Raw genomic sequence first — 16627 nt, 5'->3', positions numbered from 1 at the left:
TTTCCCCCCGGTATGTCGTGCTTTCGAAAGCCGGTCCCGGTTTTGGCCGGCGCTGTTACCAACTGCCGATGTTGGGCATCGACAGCCAGGGTTCCGCCGGTGCCTGGCGGTCGCCCTTCTGCAGCAGCTCGATCGAGATGCCGTCGGGCGACTTGATGAAGGCCATGTTGCCGTCGCGCGGCGGCCGGTTGATGGTGACGCCCTTGTTCATCAGGTCCTGGCAGGTGGCGTAGATGTCGTCGACCTCATAGGCGAGGTGACCGAAATTGCGCCCGCCCTGATAGTCTTCCGTATCCCAGTTGAAGGTCAGTTCGAGCAGCGGCGCCTGCGACGAGGTACCCGTGCTCTCGTCTTCGGAGGCGGCGAGGAAGATCAGCGTGTAGCGGCCCTTCTCGTTGGTGGAACGACGGACCTCCTTCATGCCGAACTTGTTGCAGTAGAAGTCCAGTGAGGCGTCGATGTCTTTGACGCGGACCATGGTGTGCAGATAGCGCATCGCTGTTCCTTGAGTTGGGGTTCGGCGCGATACATAGGGCGGGGCCTGCACGCTCGGCAACCATGGCCGTGCGTTTTCTGCGGAACTGGCGCGAAGCTTGTGTCTATCCGGGGGGCAAGTCGAAAAATGGCCGGTCGGCCCTTGCGTAAGACCAAAACGGAAGTGTTAATCTTATCTCAAGAATCAGTAATGGCGTTTGCAAGGAAAGGGGGCGTTCTGATGGGGGAAAAGGCCTCTCTCGTGGTGCAGAACGGCACTGGCCGTGACGCTTTCGAGATCGACGACAGCAACGACGGTGTCGGTCTGGTCGAGCTTTCAGGCGCCATCAAATGGTTCGACGTGGCCAAGGGCTACGGCTTCATTCTTCCCGACAACGGAATTGGCAGCGACGTGCTGCTGCATGTCACCTGCCTGCGCCGCGACGGCTTCCAGACGGCGCTCGAAGGCGCGCGCGTCGTTTGCCTGGTCAAGCAGGGCGACCGCGGCCTGCAGGCCTTCCGCGTCCTCTCCATCGACAATTCGACCGCCGTGCATCCCGCCGAAATGCAGGAACAGCGCACTCATGTCTCGGTCACGCCGGAAAGTGGGCTCGAGCGCGCGCTGGTCAAGTGGTTCAACCGTACCAAGGGTTTTGGCTTCCTGACGCGCGGTGAAGGCACCGAGGACATCTTCGTCCACATGGAAACGCTGCGTCGCTTCGGCGTCACCGAGCTTCGGCCGGGGCAGGTGGTGCTGGTTCGTTTCGGCAAGGGCGACAAAGGCCTTATGGCTGCCGAAATTCACCCCGATCTAGGGACCTTGCCGGTTTCGCACTAGCTCTCAGGTGAGGCGGCCTGCAAATGGCGGTTTTCGGCGCTTTCGGCATCACGGAATCGGGTGTCCGTTCCGGTTCTTGAAATCCACCATTTTCGGATCGGCCTGACCAGAAACGCCAACGCGCCCCGATGATGGATTTGATGATCATACGAAAATCGTTGCTGGCTGGAGCCTTCGGCGCTGCGCTGCTTGCGGTCGCTTTCGTCGTTTCATTTGCTCTGACTGGACCAGTTGCCGCACAACAGGCGATGGCGCTGCCCGTCGATGCCGAGCCGCTGATCGCCGCGACCGCCAAAGGCGACGTGTCTTTCCGCATCGAGATTGCCGACGAACCGGGCGAACGCTCGATGGGGCTGATGTTCCGCAAGGACCTCGCCGACGACCAGGGCATGCTGTTCGTGTTCGAACAGACCCAGCCGGTCGGCTTCTGGATGAAGAACACGCCGCTGCCGCTCGACCTGGTCTTTGTTGGTTCCGACGGCAAGGTGCTCGACATCTTGCCCGGCACGCCGTTTTCCGAGGCCGTGATCGCGCCCGACGAGCCGGCGCGCTTCGTGCTCGAGCTTAAGGCAGGCACTGCCGCCAGGACCGGCATCGCCGACGGCGTTATGCTCAAGCATCGGGCGATAGCGGCGGCGGCCGGCAATCCGGGCTGACGCCAGACCTCGGCCAAAGACCATTCGGAGCAACGATGGCACTCGAGCATTTTTCCCATGAAGGTTTCGACCTGGCATATCTCGACCTGCCGCCGACCGGCGCCGGCAGCGGCGATCCGGTGCTGATGATCCATGGCTTTGCCTCCAGCCACTTCGTCAACTGGGTGTCGCCGGGCTGGTTCAAGACGCTGACCGAAGCGGGATACCGTGCCATCGCCTTCGACCATCGTGGTCATGGCGGCTCGACCAAGAGCTACAACGAGGCCGACTATACGCCGAACAAGATGGCCGGCGATGCCGTGGCGCTCCTCGACCATCTCGGCATCGAGCGGGCCCATGTCATGGGGTATTCGATGGGTGCTCGCGTCTCGGCATTCATGGCGCTTGAAGCTCCCGACCGGGTGGCGACGTTGGTGTTCGGCGGCCTTGGCATCGGCATGGTCGACGGTGTCGGTGAGTGGGACCCGATCGCGGCCGCATTGCTGGCCGAGGATCCCGCCGCCATCACGCAGCCACGGGCCAAGATGTTCCGTGCCTTCGCCGATCAGACACGCAGCGACAGGAAGGCGCTCGCCGCCTGCATCTCAACTTCGCGCGAACTGGTGCCCGACAACGACATCCGGCGGATCATGCAGCCGGCCCTGGTTGCCGTCGGCACCAAGGACGATATCGCCGGATCGCCTGATGAACTGGCGCGCCTGATGCCGCATGGCGAGAGTTTCGACATCGAGGGCCGCGACCACATGCTGGCCGTCGGCGACAGGACGTTCAAGAAGCGTGTGCTGGAGTTCTACGCAGAGCATCCGATCTGAGGGTCAGCTGCCCAGTTTTGCCAGCGAGCGCTTAATATTGGCCCGCGCCTGAGCTTCGAAGCGGTCCACGAAGATGTCGGTGTGGAAGATGCGCGGCCGCGCCAGGAAGTTTCGCAGCACGGCCCCGCGTCCGGCGCGCCAATCCGTATCCCTGACCCAGCCATATTCGCGCCTGACGGCGTCTTCATAGGCATCGAAGTTGTCTGCCGGGGCGCCGAGGATCGATAGATCCATATCGAGCAGCAAGGCTGCGTCGCTTTTCGCTGTCGCCTCTTCGAAGGCAGGCACCTCATGGGTGGCGGTGGCTTCGATCGTCTTGATGATGCGGCCAAGGCGAGGGGCGTCAACCTGACCTTTGAGCTTTTCGGCGGCAAGCGCAGCACTTTGCGCCTCGTTGTCCTTGGCGCGACTGTCGTAGACGGCGTCATGGAACCAGATTGCGGCCTCGATCGCGTCGGGGTCGGCGAACTGGGAACGGTATTCTGCAAGCAGGCGCAAAAGCGCCTCGATGTGCCTGATGCCGTGGTAGTGGCGGTCGTCGGCGAGATAGAGGGCGGACAGTTCCGCCCTGATGGCGTCGTTTATCAAAGACATCTCACCGCCCCCTGAATACGGGTGTGCGCCGGCTGGCAAAGGCGGCGCGGCCCTCGGCATAGTCGTCGCTCAGGAAGGTGGCGTCGCCGGCGGACTGGGCGACGGCAACTTCGCCGGCATCGTGGCTCAATGCGGCGCGGATGGCGGCCTTGGAGGCGCGCACCGACAGCGGCGCGTTTTCGGCGATTGTCCGGGCGATTTCGCCGATGCGGGTTTCGAAGCGCTCGGCTTCGACGATTTCGAGCAGGAAGCCGGCCGAAAGCGCTGTCTGAGCCTCTATGCGGCCGGCGGTGTAGGTGAGATATCTCGCCATCTGCGGGCCGGCGGCCCAGACGATATCGCCCATCGCATCCTGCGGGTAGGCAAGGCCAAGGCGCGCCGCAGGCACGGCAAACAGGGCGTCCGATGTGGCGATCCGCAGGTCGCAGGCGGCCGCCAGGCCGAAACCGCCGCCAAAGCAGATACCACGGATCGCGGCGATGACCGGAACAGTGCTGTTGCGAAGGGCGGCAAAGGCGGCTGAGTTGGTCGCCTCATAGCCACGCGCGCTGTCGGCGTCGCCACGCAGCGTATCGAACTCGGAGATGTCGGCGCCGGCGGAAAAATCCTGGCCTGCGCCGCGCAGGACGATGACGTGGACGTCAGGCCCGGACGAGAGCCGGAGCACGTGATCGGCCAGGTCGATCCACATGGTCTGGGTGATGGCGTTCTTGCGCGCCGGTCGGTTGATGACGATCGTGGCTACGCCGTCGGCCGTCGAGACCAGCAAGGGTTCAGTTTCCATGGCGCCTTGAATATCCGCGAACCAAATCCACTTGATCGAGCACTAAGGAAAATTGAGTTCAATCGTGCTAACATCTGGCTTATATGTCCCGCGCGGGATTGCACAAGCCGGCAGTGAACGGAGACCGTCGATGAACACCATATCCGCAGCGCGCCCAAGCTCGCTGAAGCCGGTCGATCCGATCTGGCGATCGGTGCGCGACGAGGCGACGGATGCCGTGGCGGGTGATCCGCTGCTCGCGGCGTTTCTTTATGCCACTATCCTGAACCAGGACACGCTCGAGGAGGCGGTGATCCATCGCCTGGCCGAACGCCTGGCTCATCAGGATCTTGGCGCCGATCTCATCCGCCAGACATTCTATGCCATGCTCGAAGACAGGCCGGAGTGGAGCGACACCGTGCGCACCGACATCCAGGCCTATTACGACCGCGATCCCGCCTGCGACCGCTATCTGATGCCGGTGCTGTACTTCAAGGGTTTCCATGCCATCCAGACGCATCGCCTGGCCCACTGGCTGTGGAACCGCGGCCGCAGGGATTTTGCGCTCTACCTGCAAAGCCGCTCGTCCTCGGTATTCCAGACCGACATCAACCCCGCCGCGCGCATGGGCAAGGGCATCTTCATCGACCATGCTACCGGCCTCGTCGTTGGTGAAACGGCCGTCATCGAAGACGACGTCTCGATCCTGCATGGCGTTACTCTGGGCGGCACCGGCAAGGCCGGCGGCGACCGCCATCCCAAGATCCGCTACGGCGTGCTGATCGGCGCCGGCGCCAAAATCCTCGGCAACATCGAAATCGGCCATTGCTCCAAGATCGCTGCCGGTTCGGTGGTGCTGTCGCCCGTGCCTCACAACAAGACGGTGGCGGGCGTTCCGGCGCGCGTCGTCGGCGAAACCGGCTGTGACCGCCCGTCGAGCCAGATGGACCAGCTGCTGCCGTCGCAGACGATGGATCACGTCGTCAGCTTCGACATCTGAGGTTGGGTGCTGACGCCCATGACGGGCGCTGGCGCGATTTGCGCGGGGGTAAGCGAAGCCTCGCCTTTACAGCGCCATGGTTGGCGTGTCAGAAGCGCGTCTCTTAACGACAAGCCGGAGAAGCCAGTTGAAGCCGGAAGAAATCCGAAAACTCGACGCTTATTTCAAGCGCCAGTTCCAGAACCCCAACCTTCAGGTCAAGGCACGTCCGCGCAAGGACGACTCGGCCGAAGTCTATATCGGCGACGAATTCCTCGGCATCGTTTTCAAGGACGAGGACGACGGCGACTACAATTTCTCGATGGCGATTCTCGACGTCGATCTGGCCTGATCTATCGGTCGGCCCCTGCGCCGCGCGGCGACGTTCGCGCGGCCTCTACTTCACGTGCAGCATGGCATTCGCCTTCCCGGTCACCGCCCGGTCCAGCTCACGCCACTCTCCCAGAAGTTCCCGCGGAAATCTGTAGGTCAGGCTCAGGTCCTTGCCGACGAAGACGTCGCGCTCGCAAGGCGCCAGAGATTCTTCGGCTTCGGCGCCGCTGAGGCAGCGCGCGACAAAAGGCGGCTCGCCGTTGCGCGAGGCAACCGCCAGCACCTCATTCAGATAACCGGAATTTTCGGTGAAACCGAACAGTGTCATGCCCTCCGGGCCGGGTACACCCGGCTTGACGGTGAGTTCGCTGTAGATCGGCGCGAGGCGGCCGCTCATGTCGCGGGCCATCATGCGCGGCTCGAGGCTGAGGAAGACGATGCGCTTGTGGCCGTCGAGATTGTTGAATGCCAGTCGTGCCGCCTCGCTGTAGCCGTCCATTTCGGGCCAGCGCAGATAGAGGTCGAGGCGCCCGGCAATGCCGTCGCGGCGGGCTTTCTCGAACCGGATCATATTGGCAGGGGCGGAAATGACGTCGTTGCCGATGACGATTTCGCGTGGTGCGACCTCGTCGGTATAGCCGGCCAGGGCGATGGTGTGGCCGAACCAGCGGCCGCCCAGGCTGATTGCCACCGACAGCACCGCCAGCACCGCCAGCACCGCAAAGCCATAGAAGACCTTCATCATCAGCGCCGAATCGACGACGTCGAAACCGGAACTTTCGGTCGCCTCTTGCTTCATCTGATGTCTCCAGAGCAGCGGCGGCTCGTATGCGGGTTCGCACAGTCGGCCTTGCCGGGTCGGTAACCTTCGCTCCGTTGCTTCCAGGAGCCCGATATCGCACCGACATTGCGTGCGTATGGTTAACGGCGCGTTAAGGCCGTGCTGCACGCTTGCCTTGTGGCGATGCCCTCCATAGTTTGCGCGCGCAAACGAAGAGGATTTGACGATGCCGCTTTACGCTCTCGACGGGGTCGAGCCGCAGTTCGAGGACCGCTCCACCAACTGGATCGCACCCGACGCGACGGTGGTTGGCGATGTCCGGATCGGGCGCGACGTCGGCATCTGGTTCGGCACAGCCATCCGCGGCGACCGTGAGCCGATCACCATCGGCGCCCGCAGCAATGTCCAGGAACATACGGTGATGCACACCGATCCGGGCTTTCCGCTCATAATCGGCGAGGGCTGCACAATCGGCCACAGGGCTATCCTGCATGGCTGCACGGTCGGCGACAATTCGTTGATCGGCATGGGCGCGATCGTGCTCAATGGCGCGAGGATCGGCAGGAACTGCCTCGTGGGTGCCGGTGCGCTGGTGACCGAAGGAAAGGAATTTCCCGACAATTCGCTGATCGTCGGCTCGCCCGCCAAGGTGATCCGTACACTCGATGACGCAGCCGCCGACCGGTTGCGCAAGTCGGCAGATGATTATGTCGCCAACCAGCGCCGGTTTGCCGCCGGGGTGAAGAAGGTGGCGGACTAGGCGACGTAGCCTATCGCGAAGGCGGTGGCGATCAGCACTGCGATGCCTAGACTCTGAAGCAAGCCGCTAGGCTTTGGCGTCTTCTGCGCCAGGGCGAGGCCGCCGATGGAAATTCGTCCAGCGAGATGCCTGTTGAATCTGACCACTTTGCCTGGCGGCATGGCTGACGCTCCCTGGCTTGCCTGAAAAGGCGGAGCCGGCCCGGGGATTGGGCCGGCTCCTAGACCCGGTCGTTGGGGACGGGGAGGGTGGGGACGCGACCGGGGTTCTCGCCAGCGCATGCCCTCGAAAAACCGGAACCGGATTTCCGAAGGCAGGCACCGATTCCAAGTGCTCCAGCGGCCTTGGCGCGCCTCTGATGGGCGCGCCCGGGGCTGCAGCGCCTAGCGAACCGACGCCACCGCGTCGGCGCGGCCGTCGTTGATCGCAATCCAGACGCCCGAGTTTCGCTCCGACTGGCGCTTGAGATAGGTGTATTCGGTCTCGTCCCAGGCCAGAACCCGCGTATCGAGATTGTCGAGGATGTATTCGCCGAGGCTGGTGCGCACGGTGAGCACCGCATGGCCGTCGCCATTGGGCTGGCGAACGACGGTGATCAGCAGGTTGCCGGCGGGGACGCCCAGTTCCATCAGCTTGCGGCGCTTCTCCAACACATAGTCCTCGCAGTCGCCGGCACCGTTGTCGGGATAGGACCAGACTTCTTCCTGGCCCCACATTTCCATGTCGGTGCGTGGCGCGACGTCGGTGTTGACCTTGTCGTTGATGGCGATCATCGCCTTCCACAGGCTGCGGGTCAGCTCTACCGGCTTGTTGCTGGCGGTCTTTTCGTTGCACTCGATCGGCGAGCGCTTGCACAGCTCGTAATGGCCGACCGGCTGGGTGGTGCGGCCGTTGGTCTGCATGACGGCCGGTGTCGCCATGGCGGCGCTGACGGCGCCTGCCTGAATTGTCGTGGCCAGAAGCAGAAGCCATCCCCGACGCATGTTCATTTTCTTGTCTCCCCGTTTGAGGTGACAATGACAGGCGTGGATTTATTTGACGCAAAACTACGAAGTAGATGTTGAGTAAAAACAAGAGAGAAATTACGGAAACAAAGAATAGAATAATAATAAAATCTGCAGAGAATTTGATTGCAATTTTACCGAATTGGCAGCAGGCCTTGCTCGGTGGCTTGGCTGGCGAACGCCGGTGACTGTTTGGCTGTCTGTTCTGCGGGTGCTGCGACGCTTGGTCGTCACGGCATGGATGGCCGGCTTCCGCAGTTCGCTTCGCTCCTGCTCCGCCCGAGGATGACGAAGGGGTGGGCCGTCGCCAGGTGGGTTCAACTGCGGGGCGTGCGCTTATGTGGCAGGCCTTGCGCGCAACCTTGCCGCGAATAATCTCTCGCGATGACCGGATGGAGAACTTCGACATCCGCGACGCCATCCAGCGCGAGAAATCGCTCAAGCGCTGGCCACGCCAGTGGACGGTCGAACTGATCGAGAGGACCCATCCCGAATGGCACGAGTGTTTTGCGGGCTCGGGTGTGATTGCCCGGTTGCTGAGCACGGCCTCTACGTTTCGTCATCCGCGGGCAGAGCAGGAGCTCAGCGCACTGCTTAGACCCCGCCGATCCATGCCGTGGGGTTGGAGCGGTTATGACGGTCCAAGGTTCACCTGTACTGGAATGAAACGGCAGCCGGGCGGTCATTTCATTCCGGTGCGCAAGCGGGCGCGCGAAGTCCAGCCCAAAGCAAGCTGCCCGAGCTTCGGTGAAAGACCGGGCTGCGATACGGATGAACAGGCTGGGCGCGCCGTCAGGTGCGCGGGCGGTTGAACTCGGAGTCGAGCGATTCCGGGCGCTGGATGACGGCGAATTCGATGGCGACGCCGTCTTCAAAGTGGCGCACGACTTGGCCGCGCATGGTGCCGAGCGTAACCTGGACGCCGATTGCCGGCTTGACCTCGATCTCGAGGGCTGCGCCCGAAAGCGACAGGTCGATGATGCGGCAAGGATATTGCCTGCCGTCCATGAGCTGCAATGCGCTGATCGGGTTGCGCGGCGCGACGCGCTCGTGGCGGCGGTCTTCCGGCAGGTCGAGTTCGTGCTTGTTGGCAAGCCAGGTCAGCTGCGCCGCCAACTTGTCCTTCTTGCGCTCGGACGCGATCACGGTCATGGCGAAACCATCCGCAAGCGTGCGGGTGATGACGCCCTCGACGCGGCCAATATGGTCGATATAAGCGATGACCTTCTCGCCTGGCGCACCTGAACGGTCGGTGCGGAAGGCGACGTTGCCGGGCGACATGTCGACGACCTGGCCGGCATGCTCGGTACGATCCTCCAGCATGAAGCGGCCGTAGATCTTCACGCGGACGCGCTGGAAGTTGCGCCTCTCCGCCCGTGACGGCGCGTAGTCGATCGCCGCTGGCCTCATGTTACCCTCATATCTGCAAACTCCCACCGAACCGCATCGGGGAGCTATCGCGGGAAACTAGCGCCAAATAGGTTAACAAAACGCCTAGCAGCGGGCCGGGACAGCGGCCCGCCTGCGCTATTCTTCGCGTCCGCCTTCGAGAACGAACAGATGGCGTATGCGACGCGCGCCATCGAGCGGGTTCGGTTCGCCGGAAAGGGCTGTATCGCTGGGTGCGAGCGAGGGCACCGTGACGGCCGGACGGTTCCTGAGGAACATCGGCTCCAGGTCCGGATCGACGACGCGCACGCTTTCGATCGAGGCATCGGTGAGCGGGTCGGAGCCGAGCCAGAACGGCCGGTCGACGCTCGACAGAACGCCCAGGCTGCGCGGGTTCTCGACACCGCCGTCCAGCGGCAACAGCAGCATTTCGAAGCTTGTCGTACGCAGGCTCGAGGTGAAGCCTTCGAAATTGATCACGACAACTGATTTCTGCTGGAACACACCATACGCCAGGCGCGCCATCAGCCTTTGGTCCTTCTGACGCCAGAGCGAGGGGAAGGAAAAACCCTTGAGCTCGCGGCCAAAAGTGGCGCACAGCCGGGTGCCGGCGAGGCGGAAGACCGCTTCGCCGCGGGTGTCGCGTTCGAGGATGAAAGTGTCTGCAAGCAGGGCCTTGATCTCGGCCGGCTCGACCTCCGTACGTTTGGGTGCGGGTCGGCCGTCGCGAAGGCGGTTCCAATATTGGAACAGTGCCAGCGATCCTTTCTGTTTCATATTGCTCCGCTCCGAGCGCTTCTGTGCCTGATGTGCCATCTCTGGACAGAATCGCTTCATTCTTGAGGACTACATGAGGCGCGGAGCAGGACGCGTGCCAGTCTTGGTAACAGTTGTTAACGGGTCGGGGTCGTTAAGGTTAACAAATGGTTTACATTGCTGTGCCCGGGCATACGTGGCACGTTCAATTCACTCCATGAAGTGGCCGCGCAGGCGCGGTCGGCAGCACTTCAGTCAAGAGTCAATTTGGGGACGGGCAGGGGGGCTCGACCAGCCGTTCAGGGGTAACCCTGGACGGCTTTCTTTTTTGCGCTTTCGGCCGGGCTGTTCTAGATGGAACGAGGCTGGCGCATGCCGGACCGGAACCGGATCGGAAGTGCATGAGCGACCCAGCAAGCCACCACGACAACGCCGACGAAATCATTGAGACCGAGCCGCAGCACCGCGAACCGGTGTTCAACCTTCCCGGCATCGTCATAGCGATTATCGCTGCTTGCGTTGCGATCCATCTTATCCGCATCTACATCCTCACCACCGACCAGAATGTAGCCTTGTTGATACGGGCGGCTTTCATTCCAATCCGCTACTCCGGGCAATACGATCTCGAAATCTGGGCGTTCACCAGCCCGCTGACCTACGCCTTCCTGCATGGCGGCTTCGCCCATCTGATCATCAACATGGTGTGGTTGGCGGCCTTCGGCTCGCCGCTTGCCAATCGTCTCGGCAACATGCGCTTCTCCGCGTTCTTCGCGGTCACGACGCTTGCCGCGGTGGCGTTGCACTATGTGCTGCATTCGACCGATGCTGCACCGCTTGTCGGGGCATCGGGTGCGATTTCGGGCATGATGGGGGCTGCCGCGCGGTTCAGCTTCCAGGTCGACCGCTCGCAGGGGAAGTCGGCCTTCTCAGGTGCACCGCTGCCGATCCGCGATGTCTTCCGCTCAAAGACAGCAATGACGTTCCTTGGTGTGTGGATGGTCATCAACCTGGTTACCGGACTCGTCGGATTTACCCCCGGCGTCGACAGTCAGATCGCCTGGGAAGCCCATATCGGCGGCTTTCTGGCGGGCTTTCTCGGCATCAGGTTTTTCGACCGCAGGCGCGAGTTCGCCTGATCGCCTTTTACTTGAAATGCAGCCCGATGCGGCGCACGATGCAGTCGGCCCGGTGGGCCAGCATGGAGTGACTTGACTTATCGACAGCAGCAGGAGGCCACAATGACTGTGAAGGCAATTCTCGAGAAGAAGGGCCATGACGTTTTTACCATTGGGCCCAATGTACAGCTGTCGGAAGCGGTTCGCATTCTTGCCGAACACCGTATCGGTGCCCTTGTCGTGACCAATGGCGACCGCAAGATCGTCGGCATCCTTTCCGAACGCGACGTCGTGCGTATCATCGGCAAGGAAGGTGGCGCCGCCCTAGAAAAGGCGGTGCGCGACGTGATGACTCCCAAGGTCAAGATCTGCAACGAGAACCACACAGTGAACCAGGTCATGGAGATCATGACCGTCGGCCGATTCCGCCATCTGCCGGTCGAGCGCGACGGCTACCTCCATGGCATCGTCTCTATCGGCGACGTCGTCAAGCGCCGCATTGAAGATGTCGAGCGCGAAGCCGAGGAAATCAAGGCATACATCGCCACCGCCTGAGCCTGCAGGTAGGCAGAACCCTGACCTGAACGCATCGGGCGCCGTGCTGCCATTGGCAAGCACGACGCCCGAGCGCGGTTCGGCTATCTGTTGTCGAGTTCCGGGCGAACCAGCTTCAGGCCTACCCTGGTGATGCGGTAAGGCCCGCCTTGCGACGAGGCGACTGCCTTCTTTCGCTTCAGCTTCCGGAACAGCTCGAGATCGAAGCCGGGATAGCGCCAGCCCTCGCGGGTGAGGCAGATCACGTCCTCGATCCTGTTGTTGTCGTCTTTTTCGATTTCGATGCGCCCGCCCTGGGCGAGCAGATGCAGAATGCGCTGCTCTATGCGCGATATGTCCATTTTTGGATGAGTCCTGGAAAACCAGGCTGCGACAGCAAAGTCGCTGATGCAGCCAAAACAAAAAGCCGCCGCCACGATTTCTCGCGGCACGGGGTTTCAGGTTTTCATGCCCCGCCTTCTCAGGAAGGTCGGGGCCTTAGCGGGACTCAGCCAGATTAAACATCCACACTCCATCGGGATGCTGCTGATATAGCGGGCATTACCTGGAAATGCCAGTCCTGAGGCACGGACGCAGGGCGTTGATTGGTGGTCGCGCCGCAGCAGCGCCAAAGCTCCGCAACAAGACTTAACATTACTTCACACAGGTCGCGGTCCGAACTGGGATGAGTGGTGTCGCCGGGCTCATTGCCTGGCGGGCAGGGGGCCGCCCACATCATTCGGCTTCGGAGTGCGCATGTTCGCGAAAGCGGATGGCGATGTCCGATATAGGGTTCAGTTGCGGTCTTGCTATCCAGGACAACGACATGACGACCCAGCCAAAGCTAGGCGCGCGCATCCTGATCATCGAGGAAGATTCGAGATCGCCCGCATGCTCGGCGAAACGCCCGTCGAATGTGAAATGGTCGTCGAGATCGCCGAAATCGCTATCGAGATGGATGTCCTGCTGTGAGGCGAGAACGCCAACCGAGGCGTCTGCCGCGCAGGCAACGCTTGCCTCCAATGGCTGTTTGCACTAGCGAAGGCGCACACTAAACTATGCGTTCGCACCTTCTCGATCCGCATCTTCTCGATCCAATGACGCAGGCCGCCATGTCCATCATCGATACCCGCACGCCCGACGCCAAGCGCTTCATTTCCGGTGCCACCGGTGACTGGGAGGTCATCATCGGGCTGGAAGTGCATGCCCAGGTCACTTCGGAAGCCAAGCTGTTCTCCGGCGCCTCGACGGCGTTCGGCGCCGAGCCGAACGCTAATGTCAGCCTGGTCGACGCGGCAATGCCCGGCATGCTGCCCGTCATCAACGAGGAATGCGTCAAGCAGGCGATCCGCACCGGCCTCGGCCTCAAGGCGCAGATCAATCTGAAGTCGGTCTTCGATCGCAAGAACTACTTCTATCCCGATCTGCCGCAGGGCTATCAGATATCGCAGTTCAAGCAGCCCATCGTCGGCGAAGGCAAGATCACCATCTCCGTCGGCCCTGACAGGAAGGGCGAGTTCGAGGACATCGAGATCGGCATCGAACGTCTGCATCTCGAGCAGGATGCCGGCAAGTCGATCCACGACCAGCACCCGACCATGTCCTATGTCGACCTCAACCGTTCGGGCGTGGCACTGATGGAGATCGTCTCCAAGCCCGACATGCGCTCGTCGGACGAGGCCAAGGCCTATGTCACCAAGCTGCGCACCATCGTGCGTTATCTCGGCACCTGCGACGGCAACATGGACGAGGGATCGATGCGCGCCGACGTCAACGTCTCGGTGCGTCGTCCGGGTGGCGAGTTCGGCACGCGCTGCGAGATCAAGAACGTCAACTCGATCCGCTTCGTCGGCCAGGCCATCGAATATGAGGCACGTCGCCAGATCGCCATTCTCGAGGACGGCGGCAAGATCGACCAGGAAACCCGCCTGTTCGACCCGAACAAGGGCGAGACGCGTTCGATGCGCTCGAAGGAAGAGGCGCACGACTACCGCTACTTCCCCGATCCGGACCTTCTGCCGCTCGAATTCGATCAGGCCTATGTCGACGCGCTCGCCAAGGACCTCGTCGAACTGCCCGACGACAAGAAGGACCGCCTGGTCACCTCGCTCGGCCTGTCGGTCTATGATGCCTCGATCCTGGTTTCGGAAAAGTCGATCGCCGACTATTTCGAGAAGGTGGCGAGCGGCCGCGACGGCAAGGCGGCCGCCAACTGGGTCATCAACGATTTGCTCGGCGCGCTCAACAAGGCCGGCAAGGATATCGAAAACGCACCTGTTTCGCCGGATCAACTCGGCGCCATCATCGACCTGATCAAGGAAGGCACGATCTCCGGCAAGATCGCCAAGGACCTGTTCGAGATCGTCTGGAACGAGGGCGGCGACCCCAAGGAACTGGTCGAAAGCCGTGGCATGAAGCAGGTGACCGACACCGGCGCCATCGAAAAGGCAGTTGACGACGTCATCGCCGCCAACCCCGAAAAGGCCGACCAGGCCCGCGCGAAGCCGACAATGGCGGGCTGGTTTGTCGGCCAGGTGATGAAGGCGACTGGCGGCAAGGCCAACCCGCAGGCCGTCAACGACCTGGTCAAGGCCAAGCTCGGCATCGAGGAATAGAGCGATGTTTGTCCGTACGGCGAGCGAGCGCGACCTTGAAACGATCAAGGCGCTGCTCGCCGAGACGTGGCACGCGACCTACGATGCGATCTACGGTGTCGAGCGGGTCGATGAAATTACCGCCGAATGGCACTCGCTGGCGTCGCTCAAGGCGCGGCTGACACGGCCGAATTCCGAGTTCCTCGTCGCCGACGACGGCAGGGGGATTGCCGGCATGGCTTTTGCCGCCGCGACCAGCGATGGCAAGGTGCTGGTGCTGCACCAGCTCTACGTACGCCCCGGGAACCAGCGCGCGGGCATTGGCCGGTTGCTGCTTGACGAGGTCGAGCAGAGTTTTCCCGAAGCACGGACAATGCGTATAGAGGTTGAAGAAGCCAACACGCAGGCGCAGGCCTTCTATGCCGCCAGCGGCTTCTCGCGTATCGGCGAAACCGCCAATTGCGGTGCGGAGCAGTCCGGCATTCCAGCGCTGATCTTCGAGAAGAGGCTGGGCTAAAGGGCCAGGCTGGCCGCCACCTCGACATTGTCGATGAGCCGCGTCTTGCCGAGGCGGGCGGCGACCAGGACGCGGCCGTCGCGGTCCTTCTGCCATGGCGCCAGCGTCAGGCTTTCCCGTGCCTCGACATAGTCGACGACATCGAAGCCGGCATCAAGGATCTGCTGACGCGCTGTGGCCATCGTTGCGGCCTCGTCGGCGCCCCCTTCGAGCGCAGATGCGGCCTTGCGCAGCACTTTGTTGAGCTGGCGCGCGATATTAAGCTCGGCTGTGCTGAGATAGGCGTTGCGCGACGACATGGCGAGGCCTTCGCCGTCGCGGATCGTCGGCGAGGCGACCACCTCGACGGGCAGGTTCAGGTCCTGCACGAGCTTCTTCACGACGCAGATCTGCTGGTAATCCTTCTCGCCGAACACGGCGAGGTCGGGCTCCGACTGGATGAACAGCTTGCCGACGACGGTGGCGACGCCATCGAAAAAGGCCGGGCGGAAATCGGTTTCGAGCCCGGCCGACGGGCCGCCGACCGAGATAGAGGTGGCAAAGCCCTGCGGGTAGACCTCCTCGACGCCGGGCGTGAAGGCCAGGTGGACGCCAGCCTTCTCCAGCCTGTCGAGATCGAGCGCCAGTTGGCGTGGATATTTGTCGAGGTCTTCCGTCGGCGCGAACTGGCGTGGATTGACGAAGATCGAGACGACGCAACGGTCGGCGCGCTCGAGCGCCGCACGCATCAGCGAGACATGCCCATCATGCAGCGCGCCCATTGTCGGCACCAGCGCGACCCTCAGGCCTTCGGCTCGCCATGCCCGTACCTGGGCGCGTAGGGCGGCGATGGTTTCGGCGACGACGGTCATGCCTTGTCCTTGGTCAGAGAAAACAGGTGCTCGGGGCCAGGGAAGGCGCGGCTGCGGACGTCGCGGGCGTAAGCAGCTGCGGCATCGGCGACGACATCGCGCAAATGCGCGTACTCCTTGACGAATTTCGGAACGCGGTCGACGGTCAGGCCGATGGCGTCGTCGATGACAAGAACCTGGCCGTCGCAAGCCGGGCTGGCGCCGATGCCAACAGTGGGAATGGAGATGCGGCGGGTGATCTCGGCTGCCACCGGCTCGACGGTCCCCTCGATGACGACCGAAAAGGCGCCTGACGCCTCGACTGCCCTGGCGTCGGCGTAAAGCGCCTCGGCATTGGCCTCGGAGCGGCCCTTGATCTTGTAGCCGCCTTCCTTCTCCACCGATTGCGGCAACAGCCCGATATGGCCCATGACAGGGATGCCTGATGCGACGATCGCCGCGATCTGAGCGGCGATGGCCACGCCGCCTTCGAGCTTGACCGCATCGCAGCCGGTTTCACGCATGATACGGCTGGCAGAAGTGACGGCGTTGTCGACAGTGTCCTCATAGCTGCCTGCCGGCATGTCGACGACGACGCAGGCGTGGGAGGAGCCGCGCATCACCGCCTGGCCGTGGGCGATCATCATGTCCATCGTCGCGCCCAGCGTGTTTGGATGGCCATGCAGAACCATCGCAACGCTGTCACCGACGAGCAGCAGGTCGACATGCGGGTCGAGCAGACGGGCGATGGGATAGGTGTACGCAGTCAAACAGACGATGGGCTCCTTGCCCTTGCGGGCCAACAGAGCGGCGGGCGTGATGCGGCCGGCAGCCGCAGGCGCGTCAGAAGCCATGTCTTTTCCTCCCTCGAGGGTCCGGCTTCAGCCGATCCGAGAGC

23 protein-coding genes are annotated in these 16627 nt (G+C 62.5%); 11 read left to right on the top strand and 12 right to left on the bottom strand.

Annotation, left to right across the window (positions count from 1 at the left end):
- Positions 1-55: 55 nt before the first annotated feature.
- A complete protein-coding gene (gene gloA / locus DY201_RS17455) occupies positions 56-496 on the bottom strand; it encodes a lactoylglutathione lyase (protein ID WP_115732287.1) in 441 nt (146 codons plus the stop codon).
- A 219-nt stretch (positions 497-715) separates the two neighbouring features.
- On the opposite strand from gloA, the gene DY201_RS17450 reads away from it, so the two are divergent.
- The 3 genes from DY201_RS17450 to DY201_RS17440 all read left to right on the top strand — a co-directional run bounded on the left by DY201_RS17450 (position 716) and on the right by DY201_RS17440 (position 2780).
- Positions 716-1312, top strand: coding sequence for a cold-shock protein (locus tag DY201_RS17450; RefSeq protein WP_115732286.1), 597 nt, complete (start codon positions 716-718; stop codon positions 1310-1312).
- A gap of 140 nt (positions 1313-1452) precedes the next feature.
- Entirely contained in the window at positions 1453-1968 is a 516-nt protein-coding gene (locus DY201_RS17445) for a DUF192 domain-containing protein (RefSeq protein WP_115732285.1), read from the top strand.
- Between the two features lie 35 nt (positions 1969-2003).
- Positions 2004-2780 carry an alpha/beta fold hydrolase gene (locus tag DY201_RS17440; RefSeq protein WP_115732284.1) on the top strand — a complete coding sequence of 259 codons (777 nt, stop codon included), beginning with the start codon at positions 2004-2006 and terminating at the stop codon, positions 2778-2780.
- A gap of 3 nt (positions 2781-2783) precedes the next feature.
- Here the strand turns inward: DY201_RS17440 and DY201_RS17435 are convergent, their stop codons facing one another.
- Both DY201_RS17435 and DY201_RS17430 read right to left on the bottom strand, forming a co-directional pair.
- Positions 2784-3374 carry an HD domain-containing protein gene (locus DY201_RS17435; protein WP_115732283.1) on the bottom strand — a complete coding sequence of 197 codons (591 nt, stop codon included), beginning with the start codon at positions 3372-3374 and terminating at the stop codon, positions 2784-2786.
- 1 nt (position 3375) lies between these two features.
- Positions 3376-4158, bottom strand: a complete 783-nt coding sequence (locus tag DY201_RS17430; protein ID WP_115732282.1) for an enoyl-CoA hydratase-related protein — start codon at positions 4156-4158, stop codon at positions 3376-3378.
- A 130-nt stretch (positions 4159-4288) separates the two neighbouring features.
- Between DY201_RS17430 and cysE the strand changes: the two genes are divergently transcribed.
- Positions 4289-5137, top strand: coding sequence for a serine O-acetyltransferase (cysE, locus tag DY201_RS17425; RefSeq protein ID WP_115732281.1), 849 nt, complete (start codon positions 4289-4291; stop codon positions 5135-5137).
- A 127-nt stretch (positions 5138-5264) separates the two neighbouring features.
- Entirely contained in the window at positions 5265-5468 is a 204-nt protein-coding gene (locus DY201_RS17420; protein ID WP_115732280.1) for a DUF3126 family protein, read from the top strand.
- Positions 5469-5513: 45 nt separating this feature from the next.
- Here the strand turns inward: DY201_RS17420 and DY201_RS17415 are convergent, their stop codons facing one another.
- Positions 5514-6248 (bottom strand): hypothetical protein, encoded by a 735-nt coding sequence (locus DY201_RS17415; RefSeq protein WP_115732279.1) that lies wholly within the window; start codon positions 6246-6248, stop codon positions 5514-5516.
- A gap of 208 nt (positions 6249-6456) precedes the next feature.
- On the opposite strand from DY201_RS17415, the gene DY201_RS17410 reads away from it, so the two are divergent.
- Complete coding sequence (locus DY201_RS17410) at positions 6457-6990, top strand: gamma carbonic anhydrase family protein (RefSeq protein WP_115732278.1); 534 nt, start codon at positions 6457-6459, stop codon at positions 6988-6990.
- On the opposite strand, the gene DY201_RS29100 is transcribed toward DY201_RS17410, so the two are convergent.
- Both DY201_RS29100 and DY201_RS17405 read right to left on the bottom strand, forming a co-directional pair.
- The gene (locus tag DY201_RS29100) at positions 6987-7151 is read right to left on the bottom strand and encodes a hypothetical protein (RefSeq protein ID WP_165915950.1); all 165 of its coding nucleotides are present in this window, start codon (positions 7149-7151) and stop codon (positions 6987-6989) included. The genes DY201_RS17410 and DY201_RS29100 overlap by 4 nt on opposite strands.
- A 222-nt stretch (positions 7152-7373) precedes the next feature.
- Positions 7374-7979 carry a transglutaminase-like cysteine peptidase gene (locus tag DY201_RS17405; RefSeq protein WP_115732277.1) on the bottom strand — a complete coding sequence of 202 codons (606 nt, stop codon included), beginning with the start codon at positions 7977-7979 and terminating at the stop codon, positions 7374-7376.
- 407 nt (positions 7980-8386) lie between these two features.
- On the opposite strand from DY201_RS17405, the gene DY201_RS29520 reads away from it, so the two are divergent.
- A complete protein-coding gene (locus DY201_RS29520) occupies positions 8387-8806 on the top strand; it encodes a GIY-YIG nuclease family protein (RefSeq protein WP_245432024.1) in 420 nt (139 codons plus the stop codon).
- Here DY201_RS29520 and DY201_RS17395 read toward each other — a convergent pair.
- Both DY201_RS17395 and DY201_RS17390 read right to left on the bottom strand, forming a co-directional pair.
- On the bottom strand, positions 8787-9404 hold the full coding sequence (locus DY201_RS17395) for a PilZ domain-containing protein (protein ID WP_115732276.1): 618 nt from the start codon (positions 9402-9404) through the stop codon (positions 8787-8789). The genes DY201_RS29520 and DY201_RS17395 overlap by 20 nt on opposite strands.
- Before the next feature lie 117 nt (positions 9405-9521).
- Entirely contained in the window at positions 9522-10160 is a 639-nt protein-coding gene (locus DY201_RS17390; protein WP_115733843.1) for a PAS domain-containing protein, read from the bottom strand.
- Positions 10161-10540: 380 nt separating this feature from the next.
- Between DY201_RS17390 and DY201_RS17385 the strand changes: the two genes are divergently transcribed.
- Both DY201_RS17385 and DY201_RS17380 read left to right on the top strand, forming a co-directional pair.
- Positions 10541-11275 (top strand): rhomboid family intramembrane serine protease, encoded by a 735-nt coding sequence (locus tag DY201_RS17385; protein WP_115732275.1) that lies wholly within the window; start codon positions 10541-10543, stop codon positions 11273-11275.
- Positions 11276-11377: 102 nt separating this feature from the next.
- The gene (locus tag DY201_RS17380; protein ID WP_115732274.1) at positions 11378-11809 is read left to right on the top strand and encodes a CBS domain-containing protein; all 432 of its coding nucleotides are present in this window, start codon (positions 11378-11380) and stop codon (positions 11807-11809) included.
- Between the two features lie 83 nt (positions 11810-11892).
- On the opposite strand, the gene DY201_RS17375 is transcribed toward DY201_RS17380, so the two are convergent.
- Together DY201_RS17375 and DY201_RS17370 are read right to left on the bottom strand one after the other, a co-directional pair.
- Entirely contained in the window at positions 11893-12150 is a 258-nt protein-coding gene (locus tag DY201_RS17375) for a YjhX family toxin (protein WP_018427633.1), read from the bottom strand.
- A 373-nt stretch (positions 12151-12523) separates the two neighbouring features.
- Positions 12524-12811: a hypothetical protein gene (locus tag DY201_RS17370; RefSeq protein WP_115732273.1), complete on the bottom strand. Its 288-nt coding sequence runs from the start codon at positions 12809-12811 to the stop codon at positions 12524-12526.
- A gap of 89 nt (positions 12812-12900) precedes the next feature.
- Between DY201_RS17370 and gatB the strand changes: the two genes are divergently transcribed.
- Together gatB and DY201_RS17360 are read left to right on the top strand one after the other, a co-directional pair.
- Positions 12901-14403: an Asp-tRNA(Asn)/Glu-tRNA(Gln) amidotransferase subunit GatB gene (gene gatB / locus DY201_RS17365; protein ID WP_115733842.1), complete on the top strand. Its 1503-nt coding sequence runs from the start codon at positions 12901-12903 to the stop codon at positions 14401-14403.
- 4 nt (positions 14404-14407) lie between these two features.
- On the top strand, positions 14408-14899 hold the full coding sequence (locus tag DY201_RS17360; protein ID WP_115732272.1) for a GNAT family N-acetyltransferase: 492 nt from the start codon (positions 14408-14410) through the stop codon (positions 14897-14899).
- Here DY201_RS17360 and panC read toward each other — a convergent pair.
- Together panC and panB are read right to left on the bottom strand one after the other, a co-directional pair.
- Positions 14896-15750 (bottom strand): pantoate--beta-alanine ligase, encoded by an 855-nt coding sequence (gene panC / locus DY201_RS17355; protein WP_115732271.1) that lies wholly within the window; start codon positions 15748-15750, stop codon positions 14896-14898. The genes DY201_RS17360 and panC overlap by 4 nt on opposite strands.
- The gene (gene panB / locus DY201_RS17350) at positions 15747-16583 is read right to left on the bottom strand and encodes a 3-methyl-2-oxobutanoate hydroxymethyltransferase (protein WP_115732270.1); all 837 of its coding nucleotides are present in this window, start codon (positions 16581-16583) and stop codon (positions 15747-15749) included. Before panB ends, panC begins: the two co-directional genes overlap by 4 nt.
- Positions 16584-16627 lie beyond the last annotated feature (44 nt).

Source organism: Aminobacter aminovorans (assembly GCF_900445235.1).
GTDB classification, from domain to species: domain Bacteria; phylum Pseudomonadota; class Alphaproteobacteria; order Rhizobiales; family Rhizobiaceae; genus Aminobacter; species Aminobacter aminovorans.
The sequence above is the reverse complement of the archived record's forward strand: the minus strand, read 5'-3'. Positions and strand labels throughout refer to the sequence as shown.